Source organism: Colwellia sp. M166, from assembly GCF_024585285.1.
Taxonomy (GTDB): Bacteria; Pseudomonadota; Gammaproteobacteria; order Enterobacterales; family Alteromonadaceae; genus Cognaticolwellia.
The window spans coordinates 904,750-920,533 of sequence record NZ_CP040755.1 but is presented as its reverse complement, the minus strand read 5'-3'; the positions used below and the strand labels follow the sequence as shown (position 1 = coordinate 920,533).

Here is a 15,784-nt window from a genome sequence, read left to right as displayed (position 1 = left end):
ACTATTGATGAGCTCGAAAGTTACTCCGTTATATATCAGTGTCATAGTGGCTTTGATTATGGCAACCAAGCATAACTGATTTTACTGTAGATAGTACGTTGGCCACGCTCTAAACTTTTTAATCGATCATCTTGATAACTATTGTCAGAGTAACCTAAGTAGAATACTGTTTGCGGGTTAATTTTATAAGCATAAATAAGTTGAGTAGATAGCGTATTATCTTTTGCTGTATAGGCTGTGGAGTTATTGTCAAGATTGAAATCAATATCAGTGTAGACAACATTAAATTTCAAATAGCTATTAATATTAAATTGATATGAAACACGTAATTCTGTTAGGTTTTCTGTAAAAACGTTTGCATTATCAGCATCTAAATCACTATAGGTATGGGAGAATTCAAATTCTAAATGTTTATTAACGTTATAACTGATATAGGCATATAGGGCGACATAATCGCCTAGACGATTATTACCGTAATCTATTTTATCACCTAAGGTTAACTCAAGTTCAGTCAATAATTGCGCTGTTGGTTGCATTGAACCGTAAATAACAGCTTGGTTTTCTTGAAAACGTTTAGTGTTACCGTCAATGCTATTATCAATAGGTAAGCGAGAGTCTAGCTCATGAGCACGTAAACCCACTTTATCCGCAGCTACAACCATAATATCAAATATTGAAAGCATAGGGCCGTCAATAGTGAAGCTACTTGAAACAGAACGCTCTAATAATTCATTGTTTTCATTATGTAAAATTTGCCATTGCCCAGCAAACTTCATTTCTTGCCAAGCACTGTCAGGCTCACCATAGAGCAAACGGTTTACTAAGACTTTACTCTTTTTATAGTCAGCACGTGGCATATAACCTAAATCAGCTCGGAATTTTTCACCAATTTCTTGATGTTCTGCATCTAGCTGCCAATATTCCGAATCATGTTCATATTGAAGTTTAAAGGCTTGATCCGTAAATTTTTCTTCAGTTCCGCTAAGTGTCATGATTGCAGCGTCTTGAGTATCAGCAAACAGTACTTGTGCTTGAAAAGTGTTTGAATCATCAAAACGATATTTAGAATCAATACCGGAAACAAAATTGTGATATTTATCAGTTTGTCGCACCGTACCAATAGCACCTACAGATAAATTGTCATTAATATCATAGCGGTATTTAACAGCACCCGATTCACTTGCTTCATTTAATGAAATTAACCCAGAGCCGGTATTGCCCGGTAGTATAATATTGGTTTGGGTGTCATTCGTCATGAAATGCACCGTAACTATGATCACCACGTGTACCGGTTAGCTTAGCGCCATATTCAGGATCGGCAATATTACGGGTATAAACTAAGTCAAAGTTACTGGAAAAGTATTCAGAATTTTCGACAAAAAATTGCCGTTTTTCATCATAGAATAAAGAAAAGGTTTTATTAACGCTCAGTTGCCCCGCATCAGATTCAACGTTCGAAAAATCAGGGTTGATGGTAACATTTAACAGTGTATTGGCATTAATACTCCAACGTAAATCTAAGCCGGCATCAAAGTCGTTTTCACTGTCCCAATCGGTTACTTTATTTTGTCCGTCATTATCAGCATAAAATGCTCTGTTTTCATTTTTATTCGCCACCAGTGTAGGGGTCAACATTAAGTTTTTACTGGCTTTAGCATTTTTAAAACCGGTTATTTCCGGGATTTGACACAACCAACAGGCATCATCACGATCAAGTTCGATATGCGAGATACGAAGGCGAGAATCGCGAGGATACAAACGAATGAGTTCCATCGCCCACGTTTTCACATCGTCATTATCGGCAAAATTCAAAATATGATATGGGATAGCAATCTCAACTTGGTAACCCGTATCTGTTATTTTTCCTACAGATTCCCATATACCGTCCCATGCTGAATCGGTGTCGCCGGTCATTTCATTCGCAATACTGTCGTGCTGTATACCGTAAGGATTGACGAAAAACTCATAATTTAAGCGACGATTGTTGTAAGTATCTAACTTAAAACCCACTAAGTCATCACCCCAACGAGTGTCTCTATCACCTAAAAAGCCTTGAATCAATTCAGGGTTGGGATCTTGTGCAATGAAAGCAACGTAGAGGAATTTACCATTTTCAACGACTTTTGCTATTGTTGAAACTGGGCTAGGTTTATTGTTCCATGGGCTATTAACAATATTGAGTGGTACATCAAGTGCTTGTTGCCATATTGCATCGTTTAACTCGCCATCAACTTTAAGGTCAAACTCGACATGCGGGATATTTAATTGGGCTAGTTTTATAGGATTATCTTGGGCAATACAGGGTTGTATAAACAGCATAAGTGCGGTGGCAACTGCAGGTAGGCCACGATTACTAAACTTCAAATTTACCACTCCAATGTTATTATTTTATTCCGTTTTCAACGTAACTTATTCTACGATAAGGATAATTATGTTGTATAAATTGTTACAAATTTGCTAATAAATGGCAACATATTGTTAATTTAGTAACAAAAAACCATCAGCCGCGGGGTTTTTATAATAGCAATATGCACTAACTACCGTGCTGTTAACAGCCGTTTTATGTCATTATTACTAAAAATCACCATTAATCACTCGAATGTTAAAATTTTCTAGAGCATAATAACTTTATCGTTGTTAATCATGATAAGACTTTATAAATACTATGCCATTTTCTGTACTTGATGTGATCGCGTTAAGCTGCTTTATTGTTTGTTGGCTTGGTTATACCGAGTTTGCGCGCAAAAAAGCGAAAACAACTAACTGTGTTGCCAGATGCTTGCATCAACACCGGATTCATTGGATGTATGAAGTTATTAGTCGTGATGTTCGGGTCGGTGAGGCCGCTTTATTGGCTAATTTAGAACGAAACATTACCTTTTTCGCCTCTTCAACCTTATTGATTTTAGCCGGTGTTTTAACCTTATTTGCTCAGGTTGAGCGTCTTGAGTCAGTCATTGCCTCAATCCCTTTTACAGAGTTTCCAAATCATGCCTTAATCCAAGTTAAATTAAGTTTACTGACGCTTATTTTTGTCATGGCGTTTTTTCAATTTACTTGGTCAATGCGACAATATGGTTTTGTTAATGTCATGATTGGTGCTTGCCCGTTTGATCGTACTGGACGTAATAAAAACCTGCTGAAGTATGCTGAGCAAATGGCGATAGTGCAAGACCGGGCGGCCCATTCTTATAACTTCGGACTACGTTCTTATTATTTCTCTATGGCCGCCTTGTGTTGGTTTTTTCATCCGCTAATTTTTATTTTAACCAGTATCTTTGTTGTTTTTACCTTGTATCGCCGTGAATTTAACTCCAAAGCGGTGCAGGCGATTACTTTAGGGCAGGAATGCTTAGAACATGAGCGGGCATTAAAATATTCGAACCCAGAGCCAGCAACAAATATTCCTTCGGATAAGAGTGATAAATAACAGCTTATGTCGGCTCAACATTACGCAAATTACTTACCGAAAGATTTTGATAACTTTGACTGCTTGAAACTAGCACCTGGCATTTATCTTATCTTATTGTTTATTTTGCGCGCTTATATTATTTGGATTATGTCAGTGACTAATATGCGTGATCATGTTGGTATTATTCAGTGGATATATCCGCAAACAGCATTATTTTATTTAAATTTAGTCTCTGGTGTTATTGGTTTATTTATAGTATTGGTTTTAAGTTTACGACGACCGACAGCTCCAGCTTGGGTACGCATTTGTTGGCAAAAATGTAAAATGCTGCTCATTGTCGCATTAGCATTTGACTTGCTTATTGGTGTTTTAGGTTATTTTATTTGGCATCTGCAAACAATATCGTGGTTGCTAGTGCATTGCTCGTTGGTTATATCTGCTGTTAGCTATATATTAAAGAGCAAAAGATTTACCATTAATATCGCAGAATTTCCCGAAGCGTTACCTGAAAAATAAACCGCATTATGCTGATATAACAAAATTGAACATTAAAGGGTCAAACATTGATTGAAGAAAACACACAAGACGAGCGACTGATCGTACTCAACTATACGTTTAGGGTCTGTGTAAACAGTTAGGTGTTAATTTTAAATCTCTGTTTTTATTTGATTAATTCTTATTGTTTTACTTTTTTTTCTTGATTTTTTATTAAAAATGTAAATTGTATCAGCAATATTAGTATTAACGGTTTACAAAACTCTACAATTTTCGCTAAGTATTTCTCTTTACTAAAGGTGAAAAATTTTATTAAGTTAAATCTTTCATACTTACTCCATGTGAATATATTTTATAGCTCAAACTTAGGGCGTTAATCTTGGTTTTACAAAGAAGTAATCACCACAAAAAGCTAGAGCTATTGAACCTATACAAACGATTAACTTTGGGTGCGAATATTATTCACCCATAAGAACCTAAAGTCATAGTTACCCTCCATAATTTGTTTGAGAATATCATTACCGCCGGTCAAGACTGCAAACTCTAAAGATTTGAGAACCTTTATTAAATTTGGCTTAGTTTTATTGCATTCTTTTTTCCTAACTTTTTTCAGATAAATTATTAATTCATTATTAGGTTCAGTTTCTTCTTTTGCGTTCAAGAGCAACCATTCTGCTCCTGCTTTTACGAGCACCGAAAACTCATTAAACATTAATTCTTCACGTTTTTTACCCATTTATCACTCCTACTGACATTTTATTTATTATTGATATAGTATGTGGCACCGTAATGGTGCCTATTGGTAAGTATATATTGGCACCGTTTTGGGGCCAAACTTTTTATGAAAGATAATTAAAATTATGATTAAGCATATAAATGACTCCCGATACAGAGCGTTGATTGATTGGCTGAAGTCTGCTCGAAAAGAGCAAGGACTGAGTGTTCGTGATCTTGGCAAACTATTGGATGAACCACACCAGTTTGTGGTTAAAATTGAAACTTGTGAAAGGAAACTGAACGTATTTGAATACGTTCAGTATTGTGATGCACTTAAGATTTCTTCTGCTATTGGCCTAGAGAAACTATATAAGACTCTTATTTAATAGAATTATTCATCATTTATTCGGTGGGAATAATGTTGCTTTTCATGAACATGAGTTGCTTTTCACCTGCAAATTTAGGGTTCCATTCAATATCATTGTCATCGCCTTCGTAATGATATTCAGTGGTAGAAAAAATCACTTGAATATTATGTTTATTACATAGTGTTTTTAATGCTTCAATATAGCGGTTTAAGTCATCGTTATGAATTTCATGTTGCTTTGGAGTATCTAATATTAAAAACCTAAAACAGAAACTATCATGTTTCGCCATTAACTCAATTAAAGCTGCATGATATGCCAGAACAGCTCTAGTACGTGTACTCCCCTTAAGTTGAGAGATAGTTTCTGTACCTAGGAAAGGCGTAAAATCATCTTTAAAAGTAATGTTTCGGCTAATATTATTAGTATTTAATTCTTCTAACCAATTTAACAGTAACTGCCTTAAGTCCGATTTCAATTTTAATAATGCAGGAATAGAATTTTTTTCTGTACCAAATGATTGATACTTTTCTAGTGCTTTATTTCGTTCAGATATGCTCTTGAAGTGTTTATTCTCTAATAGCTCAACTTTTTCAATATCACTTTTTTGACTTTGAACTTCAAAAATCTGGTTCTTTAGTTCCGATATTGCATCAACGAGAGCAGAAACTTCGCTCTTTTCCATAGAAATATTTCGCTCATCAATAATTGACTGAACAAGTTCTTCTAACCCTTTGCGTTGAAGTTCTATTTGCTCAACTTTTATTTTATCGATTTCAGCATTTCTCTCTAAATCTTTAATTTGATCTTTTAAGTACAGCAAGTTTTTACTATATGTATCTGAGCTTGAAGAAAAAAGTTGGCATTGATTGGAACCACAGATTTCATTGAAAGAGAGAAAAATCCTCCTAGCTTCTTCATTAAGATTAAGAGTCTCAATCTCAGTGTTGATTTCATGTGTAATTTGAGCGATACCATTCGTTCTTTTATTTATCTCAGATATTTCATTTGAAAGTGACCTTATAGATGTTCTGTGTTTAGCTATAAGGCGGTCTAGTACATTAATAGAATCATCATGATTAGCTCCAGAACTTTTTAATTGCTCAATTTCACTTTCAAGAGTGGTTATCTCATGAGCTAGCTCATCTGAATTTTTAGATATTAAAGCAGCTTCTTGTTTAGCTAATTCAGCACGGCGAGCATGCAGCTCTACTTGCTTATCTAAATAATCTAAGCGCTCCTTTGCTTTAAATTTTTCTTTCTTTTGATTAAATGAGTTTTTGATAGGCAAATTAAAGATCATTCTCATCATTTCTGAAAACTGATCTTTAATGAAATTACTAGGTGGGCTATAAAATTTATTGTATCCGTCATCTTGGTCCAAGTAATAAATTGGTAATATTGACGACAAATAAGGGCTGGTACTTTTATTATTAGTAGTAACTAAGTTTTCCACTTTTAACTCTAATAACTCAAACAAATAGGCTGAATATTCTTTTTCATCAAAGAAGCGCTCTTTCTTACCATTTTGCTCTATTACTTCAATATCAATACTTTTGCTATAGACCCTTTTTATTATCAAATTTCCTTTTGAAGATGACACCTTTAATATGACATGATTACAACGCTCATAAATATCTTTTCTAAAAATACTTGGGTAGCCTAAGCAATATGCTATCGATTGAACAATTGGTGTTTTACCACACCCGTTAGCGCCAAATAGTTGAGTAACATTACTGCCAAATTCCAGTAAACCTGATTGCCATCCTGATATACCATTAGGAAAAATTTCTATACTTATCAGCTTCATTCTAACTCCATGTCTAATTGCTTAGAAACACATAAGTTTCTATAAGCTTTTGCTATCTCTGCCAAATTGTATGAAAGAGTATCTTCTTGATTTAAGGCCTTGCTTATGACCTTTTTTCCTAGGTCAGTAATTTTAATTCTGCCCTTATTATTTGGTATTTCAATAAGGCATGAGTACTCTAAAAAACTAATTGCTTTAACTGTTCTCACTCTTAAATTAGCCGACCATCCAATATGTTGCGCTGATCCTTTAAAACCAGACATACTGCTTTCAAGGCTTTCACCAACAAGTTGTCCTATTTCTGAGACCCTAGGCTTTCGCTTATCTTTTGCCATTAATAGGATTATCAAACTGATTAATGGCAGCTGAAATAAAGCCTCATTGTTTAAAAAGTTAGGCTTAAACTGCTCATTATTATCGATGCGAATTTCAGTGCCAGTTGAAGCTATATTTTCAAAGAAAGTATCAAAATTCATGATTTCCCCTTAACTAACTCAGCAAATACTCCGCCTAATATTAGCTCTGCATTCAAATCATAGATTAAATCTTCAGCTTCAAACTCTTGCACTAATGCTTTGATTGGGACTCTAAGGCTAGCAAGTTGGACAGAACCATCGTTTCGAATAGAGTTATTTAATAACTGTCTAACCTTGCTAGTTATTGATTGAAGGTCGAATTCTAAGATTACATGACGGTTTGTCCTTAGCCAAACATCCCAATTAGTTTTACACCTTGAAATAAATTCAACCTCATCAATACCAGCACCTGCTGATAATAATGTTCTTTGAATAATCGAAGCGCTCTTAATAGCTTTATCATCACCGCCTTCAAGTAAGTTATTGTAAGCATCTTTTGAAATGCTCAATATTGATAATAAATCATCAATAGAAATACCGGCATACTGCTCAATACTCTCACTTGTAAGCTCTGAAATGATACCACTGGATTTTTTTCTCTACTAACTCAAGCAGCTTCATCAGAATTTCTTTTGATTCTGTATGCTCTAAATCCACTTCACTAAATTTATAAATCGCACTTTTAGCTAAAGGCTCGAAGTTATCATCACCATTTTTAAGGTATTGCACATCAGTTTCAAATTTTAGTTTCGATAATCTAGATTTAACTTCATTCTCAGATAGATCTTTAGTAATCTCATCAGGAAAGCACTGATTAAATCTATCAACTAAGACTTCTGAAAATTTATTTTGAAAAGTACCAATTTCTACATCTTTAACTATTTTTTCAACATCATCACTATTGTGAATGTTTGTTTGGAACACTACTGAGTTGCAGTACTTATCAAATACAACCGTGTGCAATAATAATTTCCCCACAAAGCTATTTTTAATTTTTTCAGTACTCTGCTTACTTTGATTTTTTACAGTAGACTTTAACCCAAATAACTCATTCAATGACCAATTATGGTTTTGCTTCCCTTTAGTTTTTACTTGATAAAAAACATAACTATATCCATCTGTATCTTTTTTCCGAATAACAAAGTCATCATGTAAATCGCAATAAACACGGTCAACTTCATCACCTTCAAGAATCGATAATGAAGCCATAGCAGCCGATCTTACCTGGGCTTTATATCGGCTAAATGAGTCTCTTCCGCTTTGTTCCCTTGGTCTTTTTGTTTCTAACATCCTGTAACCCTTTTATACAACTCTATTTTTCTTAAAATTCTCAGCCTGTGCAAAAATCTCTTTATACACTTCGTCTCTGCTTACCGGTGGGTAGCCAAACCTGGCGAGTAACATGATTAGGTCTACTTTTAGTTCAGCTTTAATATCGTCACGGTTATTCCAGTCGGTATATTTTGCTTTATCATCGACCACTTCTTTCACCGCTTGTGAAAGCTCAATCAACTTATCATCTGGATAAGTAAAATCATACTTAATTGCCAACGATTTTAAGATGTCGTAAAAGGCTTTTTCTTCAAAGCTAATACCCAAGTCATCGTTAGAGTCCATCTCTGTTTTAAGGTCGGTAAACATATTGATAATTTCATCAGAGAAATCTTCTAGTACTTCACTCACCAATACATCTTCTTCTTTACGCTCATTGTACTTATCAACTAAAGCCTTAAAGCGTTTGGTGAAGTCTACTCCCTGAGCAAGATTAACTTTTTTCATTTCATCAATGGCTTTAGCTAGCATTTTTTGAAGTAGCATGATCTTGGTATTGGGAAGTTTTATCTTGCCGATTTTGGCAAGATAGTCTTCATCGAAAATATCAATCTCACCATCATTGTTGCCAAGCTTGAATATTTCCTCGACACCATCACTTTTAAGCGCCTCTGAAATCATTTCTCGTACTTTAGCGTTCATTTGTGCGGTATCAGGTGCTTCACCTTTGGTTAACTTGTAGATGATAGAGCGCACAGCAAGATAGAAATGAATCAAGTCGCGTTCTTGTTGAGATAGCTTTTCGCTGCCACAACAAACATCATAAGCCGCTTTTAGGCGCTTAACTAACGCCATAAAGCGTTTTTCAAGTTTACCTACTGATAGTACAAATTCAGCCGCATTATTTAAGCAATTTAGCTGTGCGACAGGCTCGCCAGTGAAGTAGGGGAGGGAATCGAATTTATGAAAAATGCGGTTAAGCAAATCTAAATGATCTTTAACCGCAATAACCGACTGATTGATATCTTCAAAATTCGTTTCTTCTGACTTTGAGAACTGCGCTAACGCTTTATTCATCGCCGTTTTAATACCGATGTAATCAACCACTAAACCTTTATGCTTGCCTGAAAACTTGCGGTTAACACGAGAAATGGTTTGAATAAGATTATGTTTTTGCAGTGGTTTATCAATATAAATCGTATCAAGGAAAGGTACATCAAAACCGGTAAGCCACATATCTACAACAATGGCGATTTTAAAGTTAGATTTATCATTCTTAAACTGACGGTCTAACTCTTTACGATATTCTTTAGTTCCCAGTATGTTATATAGGGCTTCTGGATCATCTTTACCACGTGTCATAACCATTTTGACACGCTCCATAGGTTTGATTTTTTTACGCTCTTGCTCAGTTAACGTTGAGCCTTTCTCGCACTCCAGTATTTCAAACCATTGTGGACGTAACTCTACAAGTTCCAGATAAAACAGGTAAGCAATCTCACGAGAACTACTTACAAACATGGCTTTACCTTTTATGGTCGAGCCTTCATTGATGCGTCCTTCGTAGTGTTCAACAAAATCTTTAGCAAGCGTGCGTATGCGATCAGGATCGCCCAAGATCGAGTTCATACTCGAAGTAGCTTTCTTGCTTTCTTCTATTTGATGTTCATTGCTACCAGAATCTTCACATTGTTTGTAATAAGCTTCTATCTCTTCTAATTTGGCATTATTAAGCAATACTTTTGCCGCACGGCCTTCATAAACAATGCGCACCGTTATTTCATCTTTAACCGACTCTGACATGGTATAAGCATCAATTACCTTACCAAATACGTCTAACGTGGCATCAATAGGCGTACCAGTAAAACCAACAAAGGTCGCGTTAGGTAATGAGTCATGTAAATACTTTGCAAAGCCGTATGTACGTTTTACGCCTTTATCAGTAATTGAAACCTTTTGATCTAAATTAACCTGGCTACGATGTGCCTCATCAGAAATACAAATAACGTTAGTACGTTCAGTTAATACTTCTATATCTTCGGTAAATTTATGAATGGTTGTTAAAAAGACACCACCACTTTGTCGGCCTTTAAGTAGTTGTCTTAGTTGGTCGCGGCTTTCAACACTAACAATATGATCATCGCCAATATAGCTTTTAGCATTAGAGAATTGTTGAGATAACTGATCGTCTAAATCTGTTCTATCAGTTATTAATACGATGGTCGGGCTTTCAAATTCAACGCTTTTCATTAATAAGCGAGATAAAAACTGCATGGTAAAGCTTTTACCACAGCCCGTTGCACCGAAATACGTTCCGCCTTTACCACTACCACCTTCACCATTAGGTAGTTTTCGTTCCTTTTTAATATTCTCATAGAGCTTTCGAGCAGCGTAATATTGTGGATAACGACAAACTATTTTCACTTCACCTTTAGATTTATCAGGGAAGTAAATAAAGTTACGAATAACATCACACAAACGTTCTTTATCAAACAAACCCTGCAACATAGTATGCAAGCCATTAATACCATCTTGCTCTATTGATTCATCACCAGTAACCTTGCGCCATGCATAATAAAAATCATATGGTGCAAATACATTTCCCATTTTATTATTTACACCATCGCTAATAACGCACAATGCATTGAAAACAAATAACTGGGGGATATCACGGCGATAACGTGTGGTTAATTGTACATAGGCATCATGTAGTGAAGCTTGTTCTTCACGAATAGCGCTTTTAAATTCAAACACCACCACAGGCAAACCGTTGATGTACAAAATACCATCAGGAATACGCATGGAGTTATCAGCTGATGGACTGTCAATCTCTAGCTGATTAACCATTTTAAAAATGTTGTGTCCAGTTGTAGCAACATAAGACGCACTGGGCTCAGCTGCCATAGGTAACGCTTCATATGATTCTTGAGCAACAGCGACTTCTTCGCTATTTACTTGGTCATAATCAATAAGCTGAATATATAAATCTTTTTTAGAAGCTTCGCCTGGCTTACTACCTGATTCACGTTTTAATAAAAAGCCATCACTTAACCATTTACAGAAGGTTTTATTGCTTTCATACAAGTCACCTACAGGCAGAGTTTCAAGCTGTAGAATAATGCTATCAATTTCTCCTGTGGTAATGTCATCAGCCGCATAGCGATTAGCTAAATAGGCTCGTAAGTCATCTTTAATGAGTACTTGCTCAGGTTGCCTAGCCAAATCAGAGCCAGATGTGTATGGATATCCTTGTTCACCCAGTAACTCTATAATGGCTGCTTCTAATTGTGCTTCTGTAAACTTCATCATTAGCTCTTCCTTAAAGCTTTCTTAACCGCTTCGGCTATTGCTTTCTGTTCGTCTTCTTGTTCTTTTAAAAATTCTGTAGATGGCTTATTCCATGCACCTGCGCTTTCACAGTCAAAGAAAACCACCTCTTCAACACCAATGTCAGTTAGTTGTTTTTCAACTCTACCCATGAATGTTCCATCAGCTTTATATACTGATACAGCAATTTTTTTAGCTTTACTTTTACTAATCTGTTGCAGTAAATGTTCGTCTTGCTCTGCCATAGACCAACCATAAATAACAATATTTGGGCCTAGGTCAGGAAGCACTTCATAAAACAATTTTTCTAAATAGTCACAGCTAGAGATAGATTGTTGTTTTGATTCTTGTGTACCTTCACATACAAAAGCAGGAGCCAAATCATCAGTTTCCCATTTTCTTAAGATAGAACCTAGTAGATCGACTGATCCTGCTGTAATTTTCTTAACGCTAGAAAACTCATGATGATGTAATACTAAATTACCGTGAGGATAGAAAAATAAAGTACCATCTGCGTCTCGCCATTCGCCAAACTTACGTTCACCATTAAAACAATCCTTGAAATGCCATGAACCAATATTGTCATTACCTAACATGGCAGCCCAATACACGATCAAGTCATAATTTAGTGAAAGCACCTTACTAAATGGCTGCATGAACTTGTAAATATGCACTAAGTGCTCTTCTGCTTCTTGGTAAGAAACATGAACATTTCGAACCGTAGCAATTAACGCCTTTCTAACTTGTTGGTATGACTCTTCAACTTTGCCATGTTCTATATCTAAAGCAGTGTTAACTAATTTTGCTTGCCATAATCTACGCAGAACCAACTCAAAGTCATTAACCTCAAAGCTATCAAATACATCTTGAACTGGTTTAGATATATGTTTTAACTCAACTGCCGCATCATATAACGAGCCATAAGCAAAGTTCGCTGATACAGCCATGCTTGCGCCATTGCCAACTATCAAGCTAGCTTGTGCATAATCATCCTTGATATTTTCCCACAGCAAAACTTCACTCATTAAGTAGAGACCTCTGCATTAATACTTTCGGCTGGAAGCTGCAATTCACCAGAAATTAATTTGGGTAATAACGTATCTCTAAGTTTTTCAAGAGAAGCTATTTGAACACGGTTATTTACCTGTTTATCTGCATATGACTTAAATGTATCTTCTATCTTGGTTGCTATATTGACTGGTGGAAGAACCACTTTTTGCTCAGACAAGATCTTACGACTAAGTTCTGTTTGACCTGTACTTCCTTCCCCTAGAGCTTCTATACGCCGCTCATTTGCTAACATAAGCTGTCCAAAGGTATAAATCAGTACTTTTTCAACATTAGGGCGAACAACTGTAACATGTGAGTCAACGACCGTTGGTTCTGGTAAACTATGAAGTTGGGCAACCCTACCTAAGGTGCCAACACCAGTTGAATTTACCAGTACATCACCAATCAATAACTCTCTACCAGCAACCTTTCTCAATTCGGGATTATTTCTTCTACACAAAGAGAAATTAATTTCATGATTTCTTATGCATTTTTGATTGATTACTTGAATACCACCTTCTTCGGTATATTTAGGCGAAATTCCACGACGCAATTCAGTTGTTACTTCTGTTAGTTCAGAAACTTCCCAGCCTTTAGGTATCCAGCCGTTGATACCGATAGACAGTTCATCGGTTTGTTCAAATTCGCTTGGGAAGAGTTGACGAATGTCTTCAGGTAGAGGGGTAGCTTCTAGCTCACCATTAGCGATTTGTTGCTGCACTTGTCGGCGTTGCTGTTGCCTAGAAAGAGCTTTGTTCTGTAAGGTTCCTGGAAAGTCATTAATAGCCATACCGCTAGCAAGAGCATTGTCGAATACTGGATCAAAATCGACAAACCAGCTTTTAAATAACACTTGCGCCATTTGTTCAAGTGTTTGGTTGGTTTGACAATTTAGTTCTATTTTTTTGTCTAATGTACTTAGTATATCGGTTACAGCATCTTGTTCTGAAAGCTCTGGAAGAAAAATCTTTGCATCACGCACCATATCTAAAGTTAAGTTTTTCATAGTGCTATCATATGCACCGTGAAGTAATCGCTCTCTCATATATATTAAAGAGTAATACAAAAATTCACTTGAAATTCCATCCAAATCTTTAAAGACTTGCCAGCCATCGTGAATGCATGCAGTAATTCCCATAAATTTAGGTAATCCTGCCGTACCGCTATTAGATAAAATTAAATCACCTGGTTCCACAATAATGCTCTTACAGACACCTTCCTGCTTCAAATATTGTTTTGTAGAAGTAATGTATTTTGAATCACTTCCTGTTGCATCAGCAATTTTGACCCAAGGCATCCCTTCATCTGTAATAAAGTTTACAATCGGCCTAGGAGAAGAGCCCCTTCTTATGCTAGTTATATCCCCCAACCGAACTTCTTTCCATTTATTTGCCATAACCCAACACCTCCAGGTTTTGACGAATCGCTATATCTAGCGTTTCTGCCTGATCCATTTGGCTGTATAAGGCCTGAGATAACTCTTTCATTTTCGTTTCAATTGGAATACCGTCATCTTCGATTTCGGCAGCACCTACATAACGACCTGGGGTTAAAACAAAATCATTGTCTCTAATTTCATTTGATGTGGCTGATTTGCAGTAGCCAGCCTGATCTTCATAATTGTCTATATCATTGCCATCGGCATCTTTTTTCTCACCACGCCATGCATGATATGTACGTGCTATATCAGCAATATCATCAATAGATAATTCTTTTTGAGTTCTACTGACCATTGAGCCTATTTGGCGAGCATCAATAAATAAGGTTTCATTTTGTCGGTTACGATAGCCACGTTCTGTATCTTCTTTCTTATTTTTGGTGATAAACCATAAACACACAGGAATTGAGGTGGTATAGAATAATTGGCCAGGTAATATAACCATGCAATCAATTAAATCCTGCTCGATTATTTTCTTTCTTATTTGTAATTCACTACCAACATTTGAGCTCATTGAGCCATTTGCAAGTACAAAACCTGCGGTGCCGTTTTCACTTAACTTTGAGATCATGTGCATGATCCATGCGTAGTTAGCATTACCTGTTGGTGGTACGTCAAACCCTGCCCAACGGCCATCGTCTACTAATTCGCTATCGCTACGCCATTGTTTTTGGTTAAACGGCGGGTTAGCCATAATAAAGTCGGCTTTTAAATCTGGGTGTTGGTCTTTAAAAAAACTATCACCGGCCACTTCACCTAAATTGCCTGAAATACCACGTACTGCTAAATTCATTTTGGCTAGTTTGTAGGTGGTATTGGTGTATTCCTGGCCGTAAATTGAAATATCTTTACGGTTGCCTTTGTGGCTGTCGATAAATTTTAGCGACTGCACAAACATACCGCCTGAGCCACAACACGGATCGTAAATTTTACCTTTAAATGGCTCTATCATTTCAGCAATTAAGGCTACCACTGATTTTGGCGTATAGAATTCACCACCGCCTTTGCCTTCGCTTGAAGCAAACTTACCTAAGAAGTATTCGTAAACACGACCAACTAAATCTTCTTCGGTCATTTCGCACTCAGAAGCAGCAGTGTCGATGTTATTAATAGTATCGATAAGTGAGGCAAGCTTACTGGTAACCAGCCCTAAACGGCTAAAGTAGTTTTCTGGCAAAGCACCTTTTAGTGATGGGTTGTTCTTTTCAACCGTGTGCAATGCCGTATCAATTTTTACCGCAATGTCGTCTTGCTTCATGTTCTTTTTAATAAACGACCAACGAGCTTCTTCAGGCAGGTAGAACACGTTGTCTTGCATATAGAACTCAACTTGGTCTACAAAGTCGCCCATACCACCATCAATCAAGGCTTGGCGTTTGTCTTCAAACTTATCACTGATAAATTTTAAGAAGATAAGACTTAATACCACATGCTTATATTCAGACGATTCAACACTACCACGCAGCTTATTCGCGGTATCCCAGAGGGTTTCTTCAAAATTGGTACTTGTTGTTTTCTTGGTTTTAGCGGTTGCCATGTAAA

The 15,784-nt window shown here is 36.3% G+C and carries 14 protein-coding genes; 3 read left to right on the top strand and 11 right to left on the bottom strand.

Annotated elements, in window-relative coordinates; all coding sequences use genetic code 11:
• Positions 1 to 56 precede the first annotated feature (56 nt).
• Together FGD67_RS04225 and FGD67_RS04220 are read right to left on the bottom strand one after the other, a co-directional pair.
• Entirely contained in the window at positions 57 to 1,256 is a 1,200-nt protein-coding gene (locus tag FGD67_RS04225) for a hypothetical protein (protein ID WP_257173833.1), read from the bottom strand.
• The gene (locus FGD67_RS04220) at positions 1,246 to 2,364 is read right to left on the bottom strand and encodes a carbohydrate binding family 9 domain-containing protein (RefSeq protein WP_257173832.1); all 1,119 of its coding nucleotides are present in this window, start codon (positions 2,362 to 2,364) and stop codon (positions 1,246 to 1,248) included. The genes FGD67_RS04225 and FGD67_RS04220 overlap by 11 nt, the downstream gene beginning before the upstream one ends.
• Positions 2,365 to 2,665: 301 nt before the next feature.
• Between FGD67_RS04220 and FGD67_RS04215 the strand changes: the two genes are divergently transcribed.
• Together FGD67_RS04215 and FGD67_RS04210 are read left to right on the top strand one after the other, a co-directional pair.
• A complete protein-coding gene (locus FGD67_RS04215; RefSeq protein WP_257173831.1) occupies positions 2,666 to 3,430 on the top strand; it encodes a DUF599 domain-containing protein in 765 nt (254 codons plus the stop codon).
• Positions 3,431 to 3,436: 6 nt separating this feature from the next.
• Positions 3,437 to 3,928 carry a DUF2919 domain-containing protein gene (locus FGD67_RS04210; RefSeq protein WP_257173830.1) on the top strand — a complete coding sequence of 164 codons (492 nt, stop codon included), beginning with the start codon at positions 3,437 to 3,439 and terminating at the stop codon, positions 3,926 to 3,928.
• A 418-nt stretch (positions 3,929 to 4,346) separates the two neighbouring features.
• Here the strand turns inward: FGD67_RS04210 and FGD67_RS04205 are convergent, their stop codons facing one another.
• Complete coding sequence (locus FGD67_RS04205; RefSeq protein ID WP_257173829.1) at positions 4,347 to 4,643, bottom strand: hypothetical protein; 297 nt, start codon at positions 4,641 to 4,643, stop codon at positions 4,347 to 4,349.
• Positions 4,644 to 4,767: 124 nt separating this feature from the next.
• On the opposite strand from FGD67_RS04205, the gene FGD67_RS04200 reads away from it, so the two are divergent.
• On the top strand, positions 4,768 to 5,010 hold the full coding sequence (locus FGD67_RS04200) for a helix-turn-helix domain-containing protein (protein ID WP_257173828.1): 243 nt from the start codon (positions 4,768 to 4,770) through the stop codon (positions 5,008 to 5,010).
• Between the two features lie 16 nt (positions 5,011 to 5,026).
• Here the strand turns inward: FGD67_RS04200 and FGD67_RS04195 are convergent, their stop codons facing one another.
• The 8 genes from FGD67_RS04195 to FGD67_RS04160 are packed head-to-tail and all read right to left on the bottom strand — an operon-like array spanning position 5,027 to position 15,779.
• Positions 5,027 to 6,799: an AAA family ATPase gene (locus FGD67_RS04195; protein ID WP_257173827.1), complete on the bottom strand. Its 1,773-nt coding sequence runs from the start codon at positions 6,797 to 6,799 to the stop codon at positions 5,027 to 5,029.
• A complete protein-coding gene (locus FGD67_RS04190; protein WP_257173826.1) occupies positions 6,796 to 7,275 on the bottom strand; it encodes a hypothetical protein in 480 nt (159 codons plus the stop codon). Before FGD67_RS04190 ends, FGD67_RS04195 begins: the two co-directional genes overlap by 4 nt.
• Positions 7,272 to 7,664 (bottom strand): hypothetical protein, encoded by a 393-nt coding sequence (locus FGD67_RS04185; protein ID WP_257173825.1) that lies wholly within the window; start codon positions 7,662 to 7,664, stop codon positions 7,272 to 7,274. The genes FGD67_RS04190 and FGD67_RS04185 overlap by 4 nt, the downstream gene beginning before the upstream one ends.
• A 49-nt stretch (positions 7,665 to 7,713) precedes the next feature.
• A complete protein-coding gene (locus tag FGD67_RS04180; RefSeq protein ID WP_257173824.1) occupies positions 7,714 to 8,445 on the bottom strand; it encodes a DUF4297 domain-containing protein in 732 nt (243 codons plus the stop codon).
• Between the two features lie 12 nt (positions 8,446 to 8,457).
• Complete coding sequence (locus FGD67_RS04175) at positions 8,458 to 11,733, bottom strand: type I restriction endonuclease subunit R (protein ID WP_257175062.1); 3,276 nt, start codon at positions 11,731 to 11,733, stop codon at positions 8,458 to 8,460.
• A gap of 2 nt (positions 11,734 to 11,735) precedes the next feature.
• Complete coding sequence (locus FGD67_RS04170) at positions 11,736 to 12,779, bottom strand: DUF4917 family protein (RefSeq protein ID WP_257173823.1); 1,044 nt, start codon at positions 12,777 to 12,779, stop codon at positions 11,736 to 11,738.
• Positions 12,779 to 14,200, bottom strand: a complete 1,422-nt coding sequence (locus FGD67_RS04165) for a restriction endonuclease subunit S (protein ID WP_257173822.1) — start codon at positions 14,198 to 14,200, stop codon at positions 12,779 to 12,781. The genes FGD67_RS04170 and FGD67_RS04165 overlap by 1 nt, the downstream gene beginning before the upstream one ends.
• Positions 14,190 to 15,779 (bottom strand): class I SAM-dependent DNA methyltransferase, encoded by a 1,590-nt coding sequence (locus FGD67_RS04160; protein ID WP_257173821.1) that lies wholly within the window; start codon positions 15,777 to 15,779, stop codon positions 14,190 to 14,192. Before FGD67_RS04160 ends, FGD67_RS04165 begins: the two co-directional genes overlap by 11 nt.
• Between the last annotated feature and the right edge of the window lie 5 nt (positions 15,780 to 15,784).